The sequence below is a fragment of the Bradyrhizobium sp. CCBAU 25338 genome (assembly GCF_028128965.1).
Classification (GTDB): Bacteria; Pseudomonadota; Alphaproteobacteria; order Rhizobiales; family Xanthobacteraceae; genus Bradyrhizobium; species Bradyrhizobium liaoningense.
The window spans coordinates 163,282-177,845 of sequence record NZ_LFKY01000032.1; the positions used below are offsets into that span (position 1 = coordinate 163,282).

The following is a 14,564-nucleotide window of genomic DNA, read 5'->3' on the forward strand; positions in this document are numbered from 1 at the left end:
TGCCACAGGGAGTTCATCATGGACGCATCGTCCACCACGGGTGCAGCGCACCAAGCCGGCCGCGGCCGGATCTATGACTCGATCGTCGATGCCTTCGGCAACACGCCCGTTGTGCGCTTGCGCCGGCTGCCCGGCATGCACGGCGTAAACGCGACCATTTTGGCAAAACTTGAATATTTCAATCCTGCAGCAAGCGTGAAAGACCGCATCGGCGCGGCCATGATCATCGCGATGGAGAAGGCGGGCATCGTCAAGCCCGACACCGTGCTGATCGAGCCGACCTCCGGCAACACCGGTATTGCGCTCGCCTTCGTGGCGGCTTCGCGCGGCTACCGGCTCAAGCTGGTGATGCCGGAGTCGATGTCGATCGAGCGGCGCAAGATGCTGGCTTTCCTCGGCGCCGAACTGGTGCTGACGCCAGCGGCGCAAGGCATGAAGGGTGCGATCGCTGCCGCCGAGGAGCTGGTGAGGACGACGCCGAACTCGGTGATGCCGCAGCAGTTCAAGAATCTCGCCAATCCCGAGGTGCACCGCCGCACCACCGCGGAGGAAATCTGGAACGACACCGGCGGCAACATCGATTTCTTCGTGGCCGGCGTCGGCACCGGCGGAACGATCACCGGCGTCGGCCAGGTGCTCAAGCCACGCAAGGCCTCGCTGCGTGTGGTTGCGGTCGAACCGGAGGAGAGCCCGGTGCTGTCGGGCGGACAGCACACGCCGCACAAGATCCAGGGCATCGGCGCCGGCTTCATCCCTGACATCCTCGACCGCGCAGTGATCGATGAGATCGTGAAGATCAACTCGACGACGGCGATTGAGACCTCGCGCGCGCTGGCACGGCATGAAGGCATTCCGGGCGGCATCTCCTCGGGTGCGGCGATCGCGGCCGCGCTGCAGATCGGCAAGCGGCCGGAAGCTGCGGGAAAAACTATCCTGGCGATCGTGCCGTCGTTCTCCGAGCGCTATCTCTCGACAGCGCTGTTCGAAGGAATCTAGCAGATGGCGGATCAACCGAGACGACCGCGCACGCTTGGCGATGCTAGGACCGAAGCGGAGGCGGCATTCAAGAAGGTGACCGCCAAGGTCGCCGCGGCGCCGCCGAAACAAAGCGCCGTTCCCGGCATCAAGGAGCAGGTCACCCTGCGCATCGACCAGGACGTGCTGGAGTTCTTTCAGGAGGGCGGTCCAGGCTGGCAGGACCGCATCAACGAGGCGCTGCGGAAAGCTGCGGGGAAGTAGGCACCAACCCGACACCACTGCGAGGACGACCAAAGACAAAAGCCCGGCGTGAGCCGGGCTTTTGTGTTGTCGATCTCGCCTCGGCTCAGCGGCGGAACATGCCGCCCATCATGCCGCCGACGACACCGCCGACGAAGGCCGCACCGGCTGCATCGCCGGGACTGCTGCTGCGTTGAGGTGCCGGTGCCGGCCCACTGCTCGGAGGCGGAGCGCTGGCGCGCCGGGCCGGCTTCTGGCTGGTGTCGCTGGCGGTCGCTGGGGCAGCGACGATCTCCGCGAGCAGGGCCTTGTGCTGGTTCTTGTTGAGATAACCCGACGAGGGATAGCCGCGCGCGGTCTGCCAGCGCTTGAGCACGGACCGCGTCTCGTCGTTGAATACGCCAGTCTGCTTGGTGTCGAACCCTAACGCCGTCAGTCGACGCTGCACGTCGCGGCGCTTGTTCTTGTCGAGGCCGATCTGGTCCTCGGTGACTTGCGTGGCCTCGTCGGTGAAGGTAGCGGGATCGACGCCGGCGTTGAGCGTGCGGGTCGCGGTCGAGGCGCCGCTCTTGATTGCCGCGAGGCGCGCCAGCGCCAGCGCCTTGAACTGGCCGTTCGGGTAGGCGGTGAGGTAGGCGTTGAGCTCTTCGGGCTTGTTGGACTCCTTGACCGAGCGCCAGTATTCGAGCTCGACACCATCCCCGGCCGCCGCCGGCACGATGCCGGACGCGGTCGGCGCCGCGTTGGCGACCTGGGTCATCGGCGCCTGATTGAGATAGACGGAGCCCGTCAGGTTGGTGTGGCCCCAGGGCAGCTGGCCTTTGCGGGTCTCTTCATTGACCTGGGCGCGCACCGACGTCATCGCCTGCTGGATCTCGACGCCGGGCTTGGTGATGTTGTCGATCAGCGCGCGGGTGAACGGGCTGTTGTTGCCCTCCTGGCCGTCGAGCGCGGTCTGGCCTGGGCCGGTGGCGAAGGCGATCAGGGTGCCTTCGCCGGACTTCATCTCGGCGAGACCGCTCTGGACGTTGACGCTGCGGGTCGCCGCGTTCGACTTGATCTTGGCGGCGAACGGATTGTCGCGGCAGGCATCGAGGAAGACGAGCTTGACCTTGGCATCGCCCATGGTCTGCTCGAGCGTCAGGTCGATGTTGATGGCGGCGCCCAGCTTGACGTCCATCTCCGACTTGATGTCGGCATCGACGGGCAGAAGGTAGTTGGTGCCGCTGACGGCGATGCCGTGGCCGGCATAATAGAACAGCGCGATGTCGGAGCCCTGCGCCTTGCGGCCGAAGTCGAGCAGCTTCTCCGTCATCTGGTCGCGGCTGAGATTGGACCCCTCGATCACCTCGAAGCCGACATTGCGCAGCGTGGCCGCCATCGCCTTGGCGTCGATCGGCGGGTTCGGCAATTGCGCGACGTTCTTGTAGGAGCCGTTGCCGACGACGAAGGCGACGCGGCGGTCAGCCTTGGCGGCACTGATCGACAGTGCCATGCACACCAGCGAAGTGAGGAGGGTAAGATAGCGCATTCTGAAATCCCCAGAATCGAATTGCAGGCAGCAACAAATTGGCAACGAACCTACACGAAGTGCCCGACGTCGCGCCACCAAAACGGCCGGTCCGTTGCGTCAACCCGCTGCTGTGTGGCCGAATGTGCACGATGGAGTGTCCCTCCAACGTGATCCAGATCACACGGCCACTTCGTTTTGTCGCGCGAGGCGGCGCGAGGTTCACCGCGCGCGAGCGGCAACGGGCGAAGTGGGCTTCAAATTCAGCAAATTACCGCCCAGGATCAGCACCGCGCCGAGCACGGTCCAGGCGTCGAGCCGCTCGGAATACAGTAGCCAGCCGGCGGTCGCGGTCAGGGGGACCCGCAGGAAGTCCATCGGAACCACGATCGTCGCGTCGGCGTAGCGCATCGCGCTGGCGAGGCAATAGTGTGAAAATGTGCCGCAGACGGCGATCACGCCGACCCAGGCCCAGACATAGACCGATGGCCAGGTCCAGACGAACAGCGTCGGAATGAAGCCTGCGGCGGATTGCACCACCAGCATCCAGAACAGGATCGAGAGCGCACTTTCAGTGCGGGTCAGCGATTTGACCAGCGCCATCGACACGCCAAATCCCATGGCGGCCCCGAGCGCGATGAGCTGGCCCGGATTGATCTCCCCGGTCGCGGGTCGGACGATGACGATCACCCCGACGAGTCCGAGCACGATGGCGGCGATCTTCCATGGCGTCATCCGCTCGGACAGGAAGCTTGCCGCGAGGATCGCCGTCCAGATCGGCATTGTGAACTCGATCGCGACCACCTGGCCGATCGGAATCAGCGTCAGCGCGAAGAACCAGCCGAGCTGGGCGACATAGTGCACCAGGTTGCGCCCGACATGCTGCGGCAGGCGTGATGTCTTGAGCACCTTCAAGCCGCCGGCGCGGTAGATGATCGGCGAGAGCAACACGAAGCCGACCAGCGATCTCACCTCCATGATCTGAAAAACATTGAGTTCGCGCGTGGTCTCGCGCCCGGCAATCGCCATGACCAGCATCAGCGACAGCCAGCCGGCCATCCACAGTGCAGCCATCGTTTTGGACGGTGTCGCGCTCATTGGGGCAGGATGCCGGAGGAAGGAAACCCGAAGGGACGGTCGGTATCGGCGACATCACCGGCGTTTGCAACGGCCAAATCTGCGGATGCAGCGATGCAGGGTGTCGTGCTAGGCATCTCTGGACAACGAGAAGATCGGGAGAGCGTCGCTCATGCATATCTTGCAGCCGGCCGAGTGGAAAAAACCGCGCGGCTTTTCCCATGGCGTCGTGGTCGAGGGGCCGGGGCGCTGGGTGGTTCTGGCCGGCCAGACCGGCGGCGACGAGGCCGGCAATTACGCGTCCGACATGGCAGCGCAGGTCGCGACTGCGCTGAAGCGGATCATCAAGCTCCTGGGCGAGGCCGGCGCCGGCTCCGAGCACATCGTCCGCCTGACCTGGTACCTGACCAGCCGCAGCGAGTATGAAGCGGCCGGTGCTGGCATTGGTGCGGCCTGGAAGGAAACGCTCGGGCGAAATTTCCCGCCCTCGACGCTGCTCTATATCGGTGGCCTCGTGGACGACCGGGCCAAGGTCGAGATCGAGGTCACGGCGTTCGTACCGGACGCGTAAAAAATCGACCCGGCGAAGCCGCCGGGCCGATTGTCAAAAGTGTCGTCCGCCTTAGCGCGACATCGAGATGTTGGCGCCGCGGAACTGGCTGTCCGCGCGCATCGTGACGGTCTGCTTGTTGCCGTGCGTCCTCAGTGCGATGTTGGCGTTGAAGCCGGCGGCGGAGGCGACCACCTCGAAGTTTCCGCCGCCACCGCGGCCCTGGAGCGAGCCGGAGATGTTGCGGCTGGCCTCGCTCCAGCCTCCCGAAATGGCACCGCCCGCCGACTGAACGTTGGCGGAGAGGATGAACTTGTAGGCGTCGCTGGCGCAGGTCAGCGTCATTTCCATTGTGGGGCCGATGGGAGCGTATTTGGCCCGGCAGCGGATGCGTTCCGTCGATCCGTCCTCGAGGCTGACCGTGCCGCCGCCGCTCCAGCTTCCCGCCATCGGAGCGAACGGACCGGACTGCGCGTTGCTTTCGGAATTGGCGGCTGCGGCCGCAAACAATACGGCGGCCGCGATCAGCAGCCGCCGATTCCGGGCAGGAACCTGCGTTGGTTTATTGGCGCGATGCTTCCCAGCGCCCGCTGCACGGTATGCCTGCTGATGCTCCATTCCACTTCCCCGATCCGGCGTTGCCGTTGAGTTGACCGTTGGCATATGCACCATTGATCGAAACTTTCACAAGTCCCTCACGGCCGATGGTGCCGGAAACGTTAGCGCCGGGCGCGGTGATCTTGCCATCGGCAACCGTCAGCATGGAACTCGCGGTCGGCTCGCACGATCCGCTCTTGGTGACGATCGTGACCTGCCAATTGCCATCATAGGGGCTCTGGGCAAAGGCGGGGGCGGCGAGGGTGCCGGCGAAAACTGAAGCGGCACAGAACACCGCAATGCGACCAAAACGCATAAATTCCGTCCTTGAATTTGTCTGATATGCTGACGCTTATTCGGACGAAATGTGACGGAAATTTGTTGCGATGCCAAATCGAAAATTGTTCCTGTTGGCACAATGGTTTATTTGAGATTCTGACACCGATTTTCGAAGCAGAATCAACGCGGGCTCACGTTAAGGGTAAACGTCAGGAGAGACTCGGCGCGGTGGTCGCGAACTGCTCGTCCTGCGCTTTCGCGGGCAGCGCCTTGTGGACCTTGGCGTAGTCGATCACATCGGCCAGCAGCTTGAGCCCGAGCGGCGCCAGCGCGCGCTCCCAAAGCTCCCGTGCGGTCTCGCCCTTCTTGACGAAGCACCAGTCCTGGGCGGCGATGGCGCCAGCGTCCATACGGTCGGCGAGGTGATAGATCGTGCCGCCGGCGATCGGATCGGCTTCCTTGATGGTCCATTCCACCGCGGCCTTGCCGCGATGGCGCGGCAGCAGCGAAGGGTGATATCCAATCCCGCCGAGCTTGGCGGCGGCGAGCGCGTCCTTGCCGATCCGGGCGTGGCTGTGGGCCGTGATGATCAGATCGGTGTCGGGGGCAATCTCGGAAGCCACCACGAGCTTCGGATTGGCCTGGACCACGACCTCGATTCCGGCGGCCCTCGCCGTCGCGGCGAGGCGATCCTCGGCATCGGCTACCACGACCCGGACGACCGAGACGCTATGCTCCCGGAGCATGTTCAGGGTGGTCACGCCGAAATGGCGGGAGCCGACGAGGGTAATGCGCATGGGTGTCCGATCCGTTTCGCAACTGCGTCATCCCCGATAACACGTCAGCACGCCCTGTCACCACCCGCGCAGTGTTTGCGTGGGTTATCAACAATGCGCCGGGCGCCAGCGGCCGGCGAACCTATTTCTGCGTCACGGACTAGCGTTGCCGCGCCGCCACGGTCGGACGATAAGCGGCCGACAAGTGGTTCCTGTGTCTCGTTTTTAACAGAGATCCCCCTGATTGGCTGGTAACGTGCGCCGGACCGGGGCTGGCGACATTTCAACCCGCATCCATTTTCGAACCCGGCTTTGGCCGCTGGCGTGATCGCCGGCGGCCTTTTCATGCCACGCATCACGAAATCGTCCGACGGTAACACGATCTCAACCAGCTTGGCGTATCGACGAAACCGTCGCGGATTTGTATTGCGTACCGCGACACCGAAAACGTCCGCCGGCGTGGGCGCGCCGCCGGGCCTTTTCACGGGACAGGTTTCATGCCGAGCGCAATCGAGCAGATCGTCGACGCCTATGTGCGTCTGAAGAACCGCCGCGGACTCGACGAGCTGATGATGCATAGGCAGCGGCTTGCGGTCGATCTGAAGAGCAGGTCTGGCTATGATTTCAGCCTGCCGATCGGCCAGATCGACGAGGAGATCGCGATCATCGAGGCGGGGCTCAGCCGGCTCAAGGCGGAGAACGCCACGGGGATCTAGAGGTCTGCGGCGCACGCGCTCCCGGCACGTCTGGCCGATGGCGGGCCTAAAATGTCTGTCGCTCAGTCGCGACGGCCTCCGTCGATGACCGTGAACAGCGGCCGCGCCGGGGTCGGCTCGACCAGGAGCTCCTCCACCAGTGCGGTTGCCGCATCGACATATTTGCGCGTCGGCTTGTCGAGAGGGCGCTTGGCCTCATCATCGAGCGCGACCTTCGCGGCCTCGACCAGCTTGCGCATGCGTGCCGCATGGTCGTCGCCGGCCGTCAGCGTCGCGCGTGCCAGCGAGCGCAGCACGAACAGCTCGCCCTCGAGGCGGAGCAGACGGTCGTTGAGTCTGGTCAGGACGGCGTTGAGGTCGGCCATGATTGGGGTTTGGCGCGGAGGATCCATCCTGATCTAGCGGCGACCGGTGAACGGAGTGCAAACGGCGGCGGTGCAATTGGGCCGATCCTGCGACGCGGACCGCTTACCACCCGACGCCCGCCCAGCGCCTTCCGAACACCGGCGGTCTCGTCTTCACGGCCTGCCAGCCGAAGAAATGATGCTTGCCGGACCAGGCGTGCACGACGCCGCTACAGATGCCGCATTTGAAGCTGCCGGTATGGGCCTCGCTGTGCTCCTCTCTGGTCGCGGTGTAGTTCATGCCGCAACCCGCACAGGTGAACTCTTCGATCGTCCAGATGCTGTTGGCCATTGCACAGAATGCGTTTCGGTGACCTCGATCCACAATAGCCGCCAGCGTTTGCAGCGGCGTAAACCGGCGCGGGGAAATCCGGTTAACGGGCGTTAGCTAAGCTGGGCCGGGGCGCAGGCCAGGGGGAGGCGTCATCGTCGCGGAATGCGGGATGGCCCGATGGGGTCCTGATCGTGGGTGCGGTCAGTTCCGGTCGTCTTGACGCCGGAAGCGTTGCTGGCAATAACGGCCGGGCCGTGCAAGCGCGGGAAGTTGCGTTCATGTCGCAAGGAAAGCTGTGCCCGTGAAAAGCCTCCGTCAGCTCCTGACGGGAGAGGACGTCATCCAGCTCGTGATCCGGCTTGGGCTGCTCGCCCTGCTGATCATCTGGACCTTCCTGATCATCCGCCCGTTCGTGCCGATCCTGGCCTGGAGCGGCGTGCTCGCGGTCGCGTTCTATCCGGCGTTCAGCTGGGTCGCCAAGATCCTCGGCGGCCGGCCCAAGACTGCAGCAGCGATCCTGACCCTGATCACGCTCGGCATCGTCATTGGTCCGGCGACTTGGCTCGGCATCAGCGCGGTGGACGGCGTGCGCGAGCTGGCGCACCAGCTCGGCACCGGCGACCTCGCGCTCCAGTCGGCGCCGGAGCAGCTCAAATCGTGGCCGCTCGTCGGGCCCTGGCTCTACGAGCTCTGGGAGCAGGCCTACAACAACGTCCGGGCGGTGGTGCGCGAGGTGGCGCCGTATCTCCAGCCGCTGGCGGGCCCGCTTCTCTCGCTCGCGGGCGATGCCGGCGTCGGCACGCTCCAGTTTCTCGTCTCCGTGTTCGTCGCCGGATTCCTGTTTCCGCACGGGCCGAGGCTGGTCGCGGCCGGCCGCGGCTTTCTGTTTCGCATCGTGCCCGAGCAGACCGAGCATTTCCTGGGTCTTGCGGGTGCGACCATTCGCGCCGTGGCGCAGGGCGTGATCGGCGTCGCGATCGTGCAGGCGTTGCTCGCCGGCATCGGCTTCAAGCTCGCCGAGGTGCCCAGCGCGGGCCTTCTCGCCTTCATCGTGCTGCTGCTCTCGATCGTGCAGATCGGTGCCTTCCTCGTGCTGCTGCCGGTGATCATCTGGATCTGGACCGCCAAGGACGTCACCACGGCGTTGCTGCTCACCGTGTTTTTCGTCCTCGTCGGCTTCATCGACACCATGCTGAAGCCGCTCGTCATGGGGCGGGGGCTGACCACTCCGACCATCGTGATCTTCGTCGGCGTGATCGGCGGCACGCTGGCCCACGGCATCGTCGGACTGTTCATCGGCCCGATCATCCTGTCGGTGGCCTGGGAGATCATGATGGCCTGGATCAGGACCGAGGATCAGGCGGAGGCGGGCGAGGGCTGATCTCGCGCCCCGCACGTGCGTCCTTCCGGCCGTGCCGCGCCAGGACCCGATATCTCGCGGCCTGTGATCAAAGCATGCCGCGAACTTGTCTGTTCGACTAGACAAGTTACGATCGGGTCGATTCTGTTTTTGATGACGGCAGCAATGGCGAAATCTTCCAAGCTGGTTGCCGCCAGGCGCGGCAAGGTATTGTTGGTCAGGCGCCGGTCGGATGGCCTCTGGATGTTCCCGGGCGGCCGCAAGCGTGCGCGCGAGTCGGAGAAGGACTGCCTGCGGCGGGAGATCAAGGAGGAGCTTCCAAAGCTGAAGCTCGGCAGGATCACACTCTGGAAGGAAGTGAAGACGAGGAACAAGCGCTCAGGCCGCAAGATGAATGACGCGATCTTCATCGCCAAGTCCGCCAAGGGCAGGCTGGCGATCGGCGACAAGAAGGAGATCGACCGCGCTGCCTGGCAGAAGCCCCGCGGTATCCGCCTGACGCCGACCTCGCGCTACATCCGCGACCGCCTGTTTCCGCGAAAGCGGCGGCGGAGCTGAGCTAGTCCTCTCGCCCGGCCGATCGCGTCCGCCCGGCGAATGACCGCGGACCTTGCGCGCATCGCGCCAAGACGCCGGTTGGGACAGTCGGCCGTTATCGCTTGGCCGCCATCGTCTCCAGGCAATGGTTGAGAAAGGCGGTGCGATCCCTGGGCAGCACCTTCTCGAGATCGGCCTTCAGTGCGCATTCACGCTGGCGCAACTGCTCGGCCCGGCGCTTCTCGGCTGCCTCGCGGTATTCGGGAGCAACCTTGTTGGGATCGACCAGCGTCTGTGCGTGGGCGGCCGTCGCAAGCAGTGCGATGGCGCCGATGAAAATGAATAACCTCAAATGAGCCTCCGTAAAATGCGGGCATCCTAACGCGTGGCGCGCGCGCACTCAAACCGGCAGATGTGAGGTACTCGGTTCCGGCATGGTTGGAGCGCCCAAGCATGTTGGACCTCCGATCGGCCAGCTTTGGAACGACTCTGCATGACGTGCGTCGAATCCAGGCTCACGGCCCATCCCCAAGCCCCAAAGCCCCCGGGCCGCGAGAAAACCTACCCATAAAGGTTGGCGACCTCAGGGCCTCTCGCGCTGAGGTCGTTTGCTCGGCGCAAAGCGTGTGAACCAGTTCACAAGCGCGCGGCGAAACCGCTGCTATGAAGACGTCATTGCTTAACTTATTCATGTTGAACGAAACGCCCCAGTGTGGCTCCAAGCGCTGGGGCTTTTTCGTGGCCCCATGCGCGCACGACGTCTTCGATCGCCGCAACGCTTGCATCGAGCGATGCCGATCTCGGGCCGCATGAGTTCCGCGCTCCAGGCCTGCCAAAACAGCCAGATTATCGGGATCGCGGCGCCGCCTTTGAATGTTGCCACGAGGGGTGCGTTTGCGGGGCAAATCCCATATGCATGGCGGCGAGTTGCCGATTCGAGATGAGGGCGGCTCGCATTCTGTTGGCTACAATATAAGACCAGAAACGGGTTCAAGTGAGGCTTTCCAAAAAGACAGGGGTGGCCAAGAAGGCGCCGAAGAAGAGCAAAGGATCGCAGCGCGTCACGATCTCGTCGTCGTCGCCCCTCGGCATGATGGCTCTTCACCTGCTTGCACAATGGAAGCAGTCCGGACGCAGCGGGATCGTCTTCCTCGCCGAGAACGAGAACAGGGCGGAGCGGCTGGGCAGCGTCATTCACGCGCTCGATCCGTCCTGCGAGGTGCTGGTGTTTCCGCGATTGAACACCTTGCCGTTCGATCAGCTCGAGCCGTCGCACGAGCTCGCCGGGCGCAGAGCCTCCGTGCTGAGCCGCCTCGCAAAATCCAGGAAGCCGTTGTTTCTCGTGTCGACCGCGGAAGCGGTGATGGAGCGCCTGCCGCCGCCGGCGAGTCTGTCGCGCCTGAGCCTGAGCTTGAAAGTGGGCGGCTCGTTCTCCGAGCGGGACCTCGAGACCCGCCTCCTAGCCCTGGGATACGATCTCGACGACGAGCCGGACTATCCGGGCGGGGCGCTGTTCCACGGGCAGACCTTCGAGATATTTCCCGCGGGCGCGCTGGGGCCGTTCCGGATCGAGCATTCGGACCATGCGATCAAGCGGATCGTGGCCTTCGACCCGAACGAGCACAGGATCATCTTCGAGACCAAAGAGCTGCTCGTCGATCCCATGTCGGAGCGGCTCGGCCTTGCCGGCAGGCGCGGCAAGCGCGCGAGCCTGTTCGACTATTGTGGGGGTGCCAAATGGATCGCGGACGCCGGCGTCCCGTTGCATGCCGACGCCTGGCTGGACACGATCGAGGAGGCCGCAGGCCGATCGGAACGGGAGCGTGAATATCTCGCACGGCGCGACTGGAAGCAGCTCTCCAAGAGCATGAAGGTGCTGCCGCGGACTGCGCCCTTCCAGCACATCCCGGAGTTTTCGAAGCTGACATCCTCCAGGAAGGCGCTGCGCGCCTTCGTCGAGGAGACACGCCGGGCCGGATCGCGACTGATCCTCGTCGCCGCGCACGAGGACGATCTGCGCGTGATGGAGCGGATGAGCGGCGTCAAGGCGGAGCGCTCCGATGACTGGGACGAGGCGGCGCGGGGGCGGGGCGGCGAGGCGACGCTGCTGGCCGATCTCGATGCCGGCTTCGTCGTGCCCGGGAAGAAGCCCCTCGTCGTGGTGACGGCGTCGGACGTGCTCGGCAGCCGCGCGCATCATCCGCAACCGATGGCGCGCGCCTGGAGTGCGGCCTTCGACCATGCCGATGTGCCCGAGCAGGGCACGGTGGTCGTCCACCTCCAGCGCGGCCTTGCCGTGCTCGACGGCTTGCAGACCGTCAACACCGGCGGCGGCGCCATGCGCGAGATGATCCGCCTGAAGTTCGCAGGCGACAATGCGGTTCTGGTGCCGCCGGCCGATCTCGCCTTGATGTGGCCTTACGCGACCGAGCTCGGCAAGCTCGCGCTGGACAAGGCGGATGGCAGCACATGGTGGGCCCGCCGCGGCGAGGCCGAGCGCGAGATCCGGGCCGCGGGCAAGGTGCTGGCCAAGCACATCAGCCAGCGCCGGCGGCGGCGCGCCGAAAAGCTGGTGCCGCCGGGGTCGACGTACGAGAAGTTCGTCGCGCGTTTCCCTTACTTCACGACGATCGACCAGGCCCAGGCGATCAGCGACGTGCTGGACGATCTTGCATCCGGTCATCCCATGGACCGGGTGGTCTGCGGCGACGTCGGCTTTGGCAAGACCGAGGTGGCGCTGCGGGCGGCCGCCGCGGTGGTGCTGTCGGGCAAGCAGGTGGCGATCGCGGTGCCGACGACGGTGCTGGCAAGGCAGCACGTCGCGACGTTCCAGAAGCGCTTTGCGCCGTTCGGCATCGAGGTGGGCAACCTGTCGCGGGCAACGTCCGGCGCGCGGCTGCGGGAGACCAGGGAGGGACTGCGCAGCGGCCGGATCAAGGTCGTGATCGGCACGCAGGCGCTCACCGGCAAGGACGTCAAATTCGACGATCTCGGCCTCGTCATCATCGACGAGGAGCAGCATTTCGGCGCGGCCGAGAAGACCAAGCTCGCCGGCCTCGCCAGGAACGTCCACGTGCTGATGATGAGCGCGACGCCGATCCCGCGGACGCTCGCCGCCGGGCTTGCCGGCTTCCGCGACCTCAGCGTGATCGCCTCGCCGCCGGTGCACCGGCTTCCGGTCGCGACCCGGATCGCGCCGCTGTCGGATGCCGCCATCGCCTCCGCGCTGCTGCGCGAGCAGCGCCGCCACGGGCAGAGTTTCCTGATCTGTCCGCGCATCCATGATCTCGATCCGATGCTGGCGCGGGTGCAGGCGGTGGCGCCCGACCTGCGCATCGTCTGTCTGCACGGCAAGCTGCCTGCCGACGAGATCGATGACCGGATGATGAGCTTCGTCGAGGGCGGTGCCGACGTCCTGCTCGCGACCAACATCGTCGAGAGCGGCCTCGACATTCCCCGCGCCAACACCATCGTGGTGTGCTGGCCGGAAAAATTCGGCCTTGCCCAGCTGCATCAGCTGCGCGGACGCGTCGGCCGCAGCGGCATCCGCGCCTTCGCCCATCTCTTGACCGAGACGGCTTCGGGACAATCCGAGAAGCGGCTGGCCGTGCTCGAGGAGTTCAGCCGGCCGGGCGCCGGCTTTGCCATCAGCGAGCGCGACCTGGATTTGCGAGGCGCGGGCGATTTGTTCTCGGAGCAGCAGTCCGGCCATGTCCAGGTGTTCGGGCCGGTGCTCTACAGCCACCTCCTGAAGATGGCCTCGGAGAAGGCCGACGAGGAGCGCGCTGCGGTGTGGGTGCCCGACCTGAACCTGCCGGTCGGGGACATGCTGCCCGAGACCTATGTGCAGTCCGAGCCCGTGCGGCTCGAGCTCTATGCGCGCGCCGCAAGATGCAATGGCGAGGATGACCTCGAAGACCTCGAGGAGGAAACTTCCCGCCGCTTCGGACCCTTGCCGAAGGTGGCGCGCGATTTCTTCGCCGCAGCCAGGCTCAGGATCGAGTGCAAGCGCAGAGGCATCATCCGCCTCGACGTCGGTCCCGAGGCGGTGGCTGCGACGTTCCTGCCGGGGCGCTTGCGGAAATCGAGAGGCAAGTCGCTGCAACGCGACGGCGATCGGGTGGTCCATCACAGTGCGATGCGCGATGCGCCGTTCGAGCGGGTGGAGGCGCTGTTCGAGGTGCTGGACGAGGGGTGAGCTCCAAAAAACGCGAAAACAACCCCATGCACAGTAGCCAAGTGCTTCTGCCACAACGCCTTCTGCATCAGGCGCAAAAGGCCCGTTTGACCTGTCGGGCAAAACAGTGGCATGATGCCAACTTCGGAAAATCCGTCGGTGAGAAGCCGCTGCTGCGGGGCGCGTGTTCGGGCTCCAGAGCGAGTGCGCAGCGCAACAGCCCCGTAATCGGCCGGGGGCGTCGGGCCCGTCAGCCGGCTGGGCCGCTAACGTGGAATTAATCCGAAAAGCCCACAATTTTAGGCAGTTGGAGATGGGTGCTGCGTACAGGAGCCGTCACGAGGACGTTCCGGCGACGGCGTCCTGTTGCTCGCTCATTGGGGTCAACGCAGATGACCACGTCCCTGGAAACGCCAAGCTTCGCCGAAGAGCTCGACGCGGTGGCCCTCGCAGCCGCCGCAGCCGCGCACGATCCCGCGGCTCCGGAAGCTGCAGTGCCGCGCACGCGGCCCGGCCGAAAAACGGTGCTGCTGCTGGCGGTGTGTGCCCTGGCCATCAACGGCGCGGCGGCCGTCTATACGTTGCCGTCCGGCTTGCCGTCGCTGAATGTCGGCAGCCTGGCTGGGCTGCTTCCGCGCCAGGAAGCGCCCGCGCCGAAACCGGATCCGGTCGTCGCTGCCTTGAAGGACATTCAATCCGCCCAGCAGCAACACACGGCTTCGCTGCAGGCGAACAACCACGCCTTGCAGCAGAATGCGGCTGTGCTGCAGCAGGATTCACTGGTGCTGCTGTCGCTGCGGCAGAGCATCACGGACGAACGGGTCGATGTGAAGAAGATATCTTCGCAGCTGTCCACGCTGATCGCGAAGGTCGACTCGCTGCAAAATGTGATGATGTCGGACGTCACGTCCTCGATCCGGCGCGCGAATGCTCGCTATGGACTGTCCGCAGCGATGCGCAAGCGGCTGGTCCGGCCGTCGAAGCCGGTAGGGCCGGTTTCGGTGGGAGGAGCTCCGCTGAGTGTGCCGGCGACGGTTTCAGCGCCGGAAAGCTGAAGATCGGAAGATCTTTCATTATCCGCGCCCGGCC

Annotated in this window: 16 protein-coding genes; 8 read left to right on the plus strand and 8 right to left on the minus strand. The window is 65.0% G+C overall.

Going from position 1 to position 14,564, the window contains the following annotated elements; translation table 11 throughout:
- Positions 1-18 precede the first annotated feature (18 nt).
- Positions 19-996: a cysteine synthase A gene (gene cysK, locus ACM42_RS12890; RefSeq protein WP_271528270.1), complete on the plus strand. Its 978-nt coding sequence runs from the start codon at positions 19-21 to the stop codon at positions 994-996.
- A gap of 3 nt (positions 997-999) precedes the next feature.
- Positions 1,000-1,239 carry a BrnA antitoxin family protein gene (locus ACM42_RS12895; RefSeq protein WP_035678505.1) on the plus strand — a complete coding sequence of 80 codons (240 nt, stop codon included), beginning with the start codon at positions 1,000-1,002 and terminating at the stop codon, positions 1,237-1,239.
- An 85-nt stretch (positions 1,240-1,324) separates the two neighbouring features.
- On the opposite strand, the gene ACM42_RS12900 is transcribed toward ACM42_RS12895, so the two are convergent.
- Positions 1,325-2,749: a caspase family protein gene (locus ACM42_RS12900; protein WP_271528271.1), complete on the minus strand. Its 1,425-nt coding sequence runs from the start codon at positions 2,747-2,749 to the stop codon at positions 1,325-1,327.
- A 201-nt stretch (positions 2,750-2,950) separates the two neighbouring features.
- Complete coding sequence (locus ACM42_RS12905; protein WP_271528273.1) at positions 2,951-3,826, minus strand: DMT family transporter; 876 nt, start codon at positions 3,824-3,826, stop codon at positions 2,951-2,953.
- 151 nt (positions 3,827-3,977) lie between these two features.
- Here ACM42_RS12905 and ACM42_RS12910 point away from each other — a divergent pair, with 151 nt between their 5' ends.
- Positions 3,978-4,376, plus strand: coding sequence for a RidA family protein (locus tag ACM42_RS12910; protein ID WP_271528274.1), 399 nt, complete (start codon positions 3,978-3,980; stop codon positions 4,374-4,376).
- A 51-nt stretch (positions 4,377-4,427) separates the two neighbouring features.
- On the opposite strand, the gene ACM42_RS12915 is transcribed toward ACM42_RS12910, so the two are convergent.
- The 3 genes from ACM42_RS12915 to ACM42_RS12925 all read right to left on the minus strand — a co-directional run bounded on the left by ACM42_RS12915 (position 4,428) and on the right by ACM42_RS12925 (position 6,028).
- On the minus strand, positions 4,428-4,973 hold the full coding sequence (locus ACM42_RS12915) for a hypothetical protein (protein WP_271528275.1): 546 nt from the start codon (positions 4,971-4,973) through the stop codon (positions 4,428-4,430).
- Positions 4,918-5,268 carry a hypothetical protein gene (locus ACM42_RS12920; protein ID WP_212432599.1) on the minus strand — a complete coding sequence of 117 codons (351 nt, stop codon included), beginning with the start codon at positions 5,266-5,268 and terminating at the stop codon, positions 4,918-4,920. Before ACM42_RS12920 ends, ACM42_RS12915 begins: the two co-directional genes overlap by 56 nt.
- Before the next feature lie 172 nt (positions 5,269-5,440).
- Positions 5,441-6,028, minus strand: coding sequence for a formyltransferase family protein (locus ACM42_RS12925; protein WP_271528276.1), 588 nt, complete (start codon positions 6,026-6,028; stop codon positions 5,441-5,443).
- Between the two features lie 476 nt (positions 6,029-6,504).
- On the opposite strand from ACM42_RS12925, the gene ACM42_RS12930 reads away from it, so the two are divergent.
- Entirely contained in the window at positions 6,505-6,723 is a 219-nt protein-coding gene (locus ACM42_RS12930; RefSeq protein ID WP_271528277.1) for a hypothetical protein, read from the plus strand.
- 62 nt (positions 6,724-6,785) lie between these two features.
- Here the strand turns inward: ACM42_RS12930 and ACM42_RS12935 are convergent, their stop codons facing one another.
- Together ACM42_RS12935 and ACM42_RS12940 are read right to left on the minus strand one after the other, a co-directional pair.
- A complete protein-coding gene (locus ACM42_RS12935; RefSeq protein WP_027575377.1) occupies positions 6,786-7,088 on the minus strand; it encodes a hypothetical protein in 303 nt (100 codons plus the stop codon).
- Positions 7,089-7,191: 103 nt separating this feature from the next.
- Entirely contained in the window at positions 7,192-7,419 is a 228-nt protein-coding gene (locus ACM42_RS12940) for a hypothetical protein (protein WP_239623695.1), read from the minus strand.
- Positions 7,420-7,696: 277 nt separating this feature from the next.
- Between ACM42_RS12940 and ACM42_RS12945 the strand changes: the two genes are divergently transcribed.
- Both ACM42_RS12945 and ACM42_RS12950 read left to right on the plus strand, forming a co-directional pair.
- Positions 7,697-8,782: an AI-2E family transporter gene (locus ACM42_RS12945; RefSeq protein WP_271528278.1), complete on the plus strand. Its 1,086-nt coding sequence runs from the start codon at positions 7,697-7,699 to the stop codon at positions 8,780-8,782.
- Between the two features lie 144 nt (positions 8,783-8,926).
- Positions 8,927-9,319, plus strand: coding sequence for an NUDIX hydrolase (locus ACM42_RS12950; RefSeq protein ID WP_271528279.1), 393 nt, complete (start codon positions 8,927-8,929; stop codon positions 9,317-9,319).
- Positions 9,320-9,413: 94 nt separating this feature from the next.
- Here ACM42_RS12950 and ACM42_RS12955 read toward each other — a convergent pair whose 3' ends face one another.
- Entirely contained in the window at positions 9,414-9,650 is a 237-nt protein-coding gene (locus ACM42_RS12955) for a hypothetical protein (RefSeq protein WP_271528280.1), read from the minus strand.
- Between the two features lie 738 nt (positions 9,651-10,388).
- Between ACM42_RS12955 and ACM42_RS12960 the strand changes: the two genes are divergently transcribed.
- Together ACM42_RS12960 and ACM42_RS12965 are read left to right on the plus strand one after the other, a co-directional pair.
- The gene (locus ACM42_RS12960; protein WP_271528314.1) at positions 10,389-13,496 is read left to right on the plus strand and encodes a DEAD/DEAH box helicase; all 3,108 of its coding nucleotides are present in this window, start codon (positions 10,389-10,391) and stop codon (positions 13,494-13,496) included.
- Between the two features lie 371 nt (positions 13,497-13,867).
- Positions 13,868-14,530: a hypothetical protein gene (locus tag ACM42_RS12965; RefSeq protein WP_271528281.1), complete on the plus strand. Its 663-nt coding sequence runs from the start codon at positions 13,868-13,870 to the stop codon at positions 14,528-14,530.
- Positions 14,531-14,564: the final 34 nt, after the last annotated feature.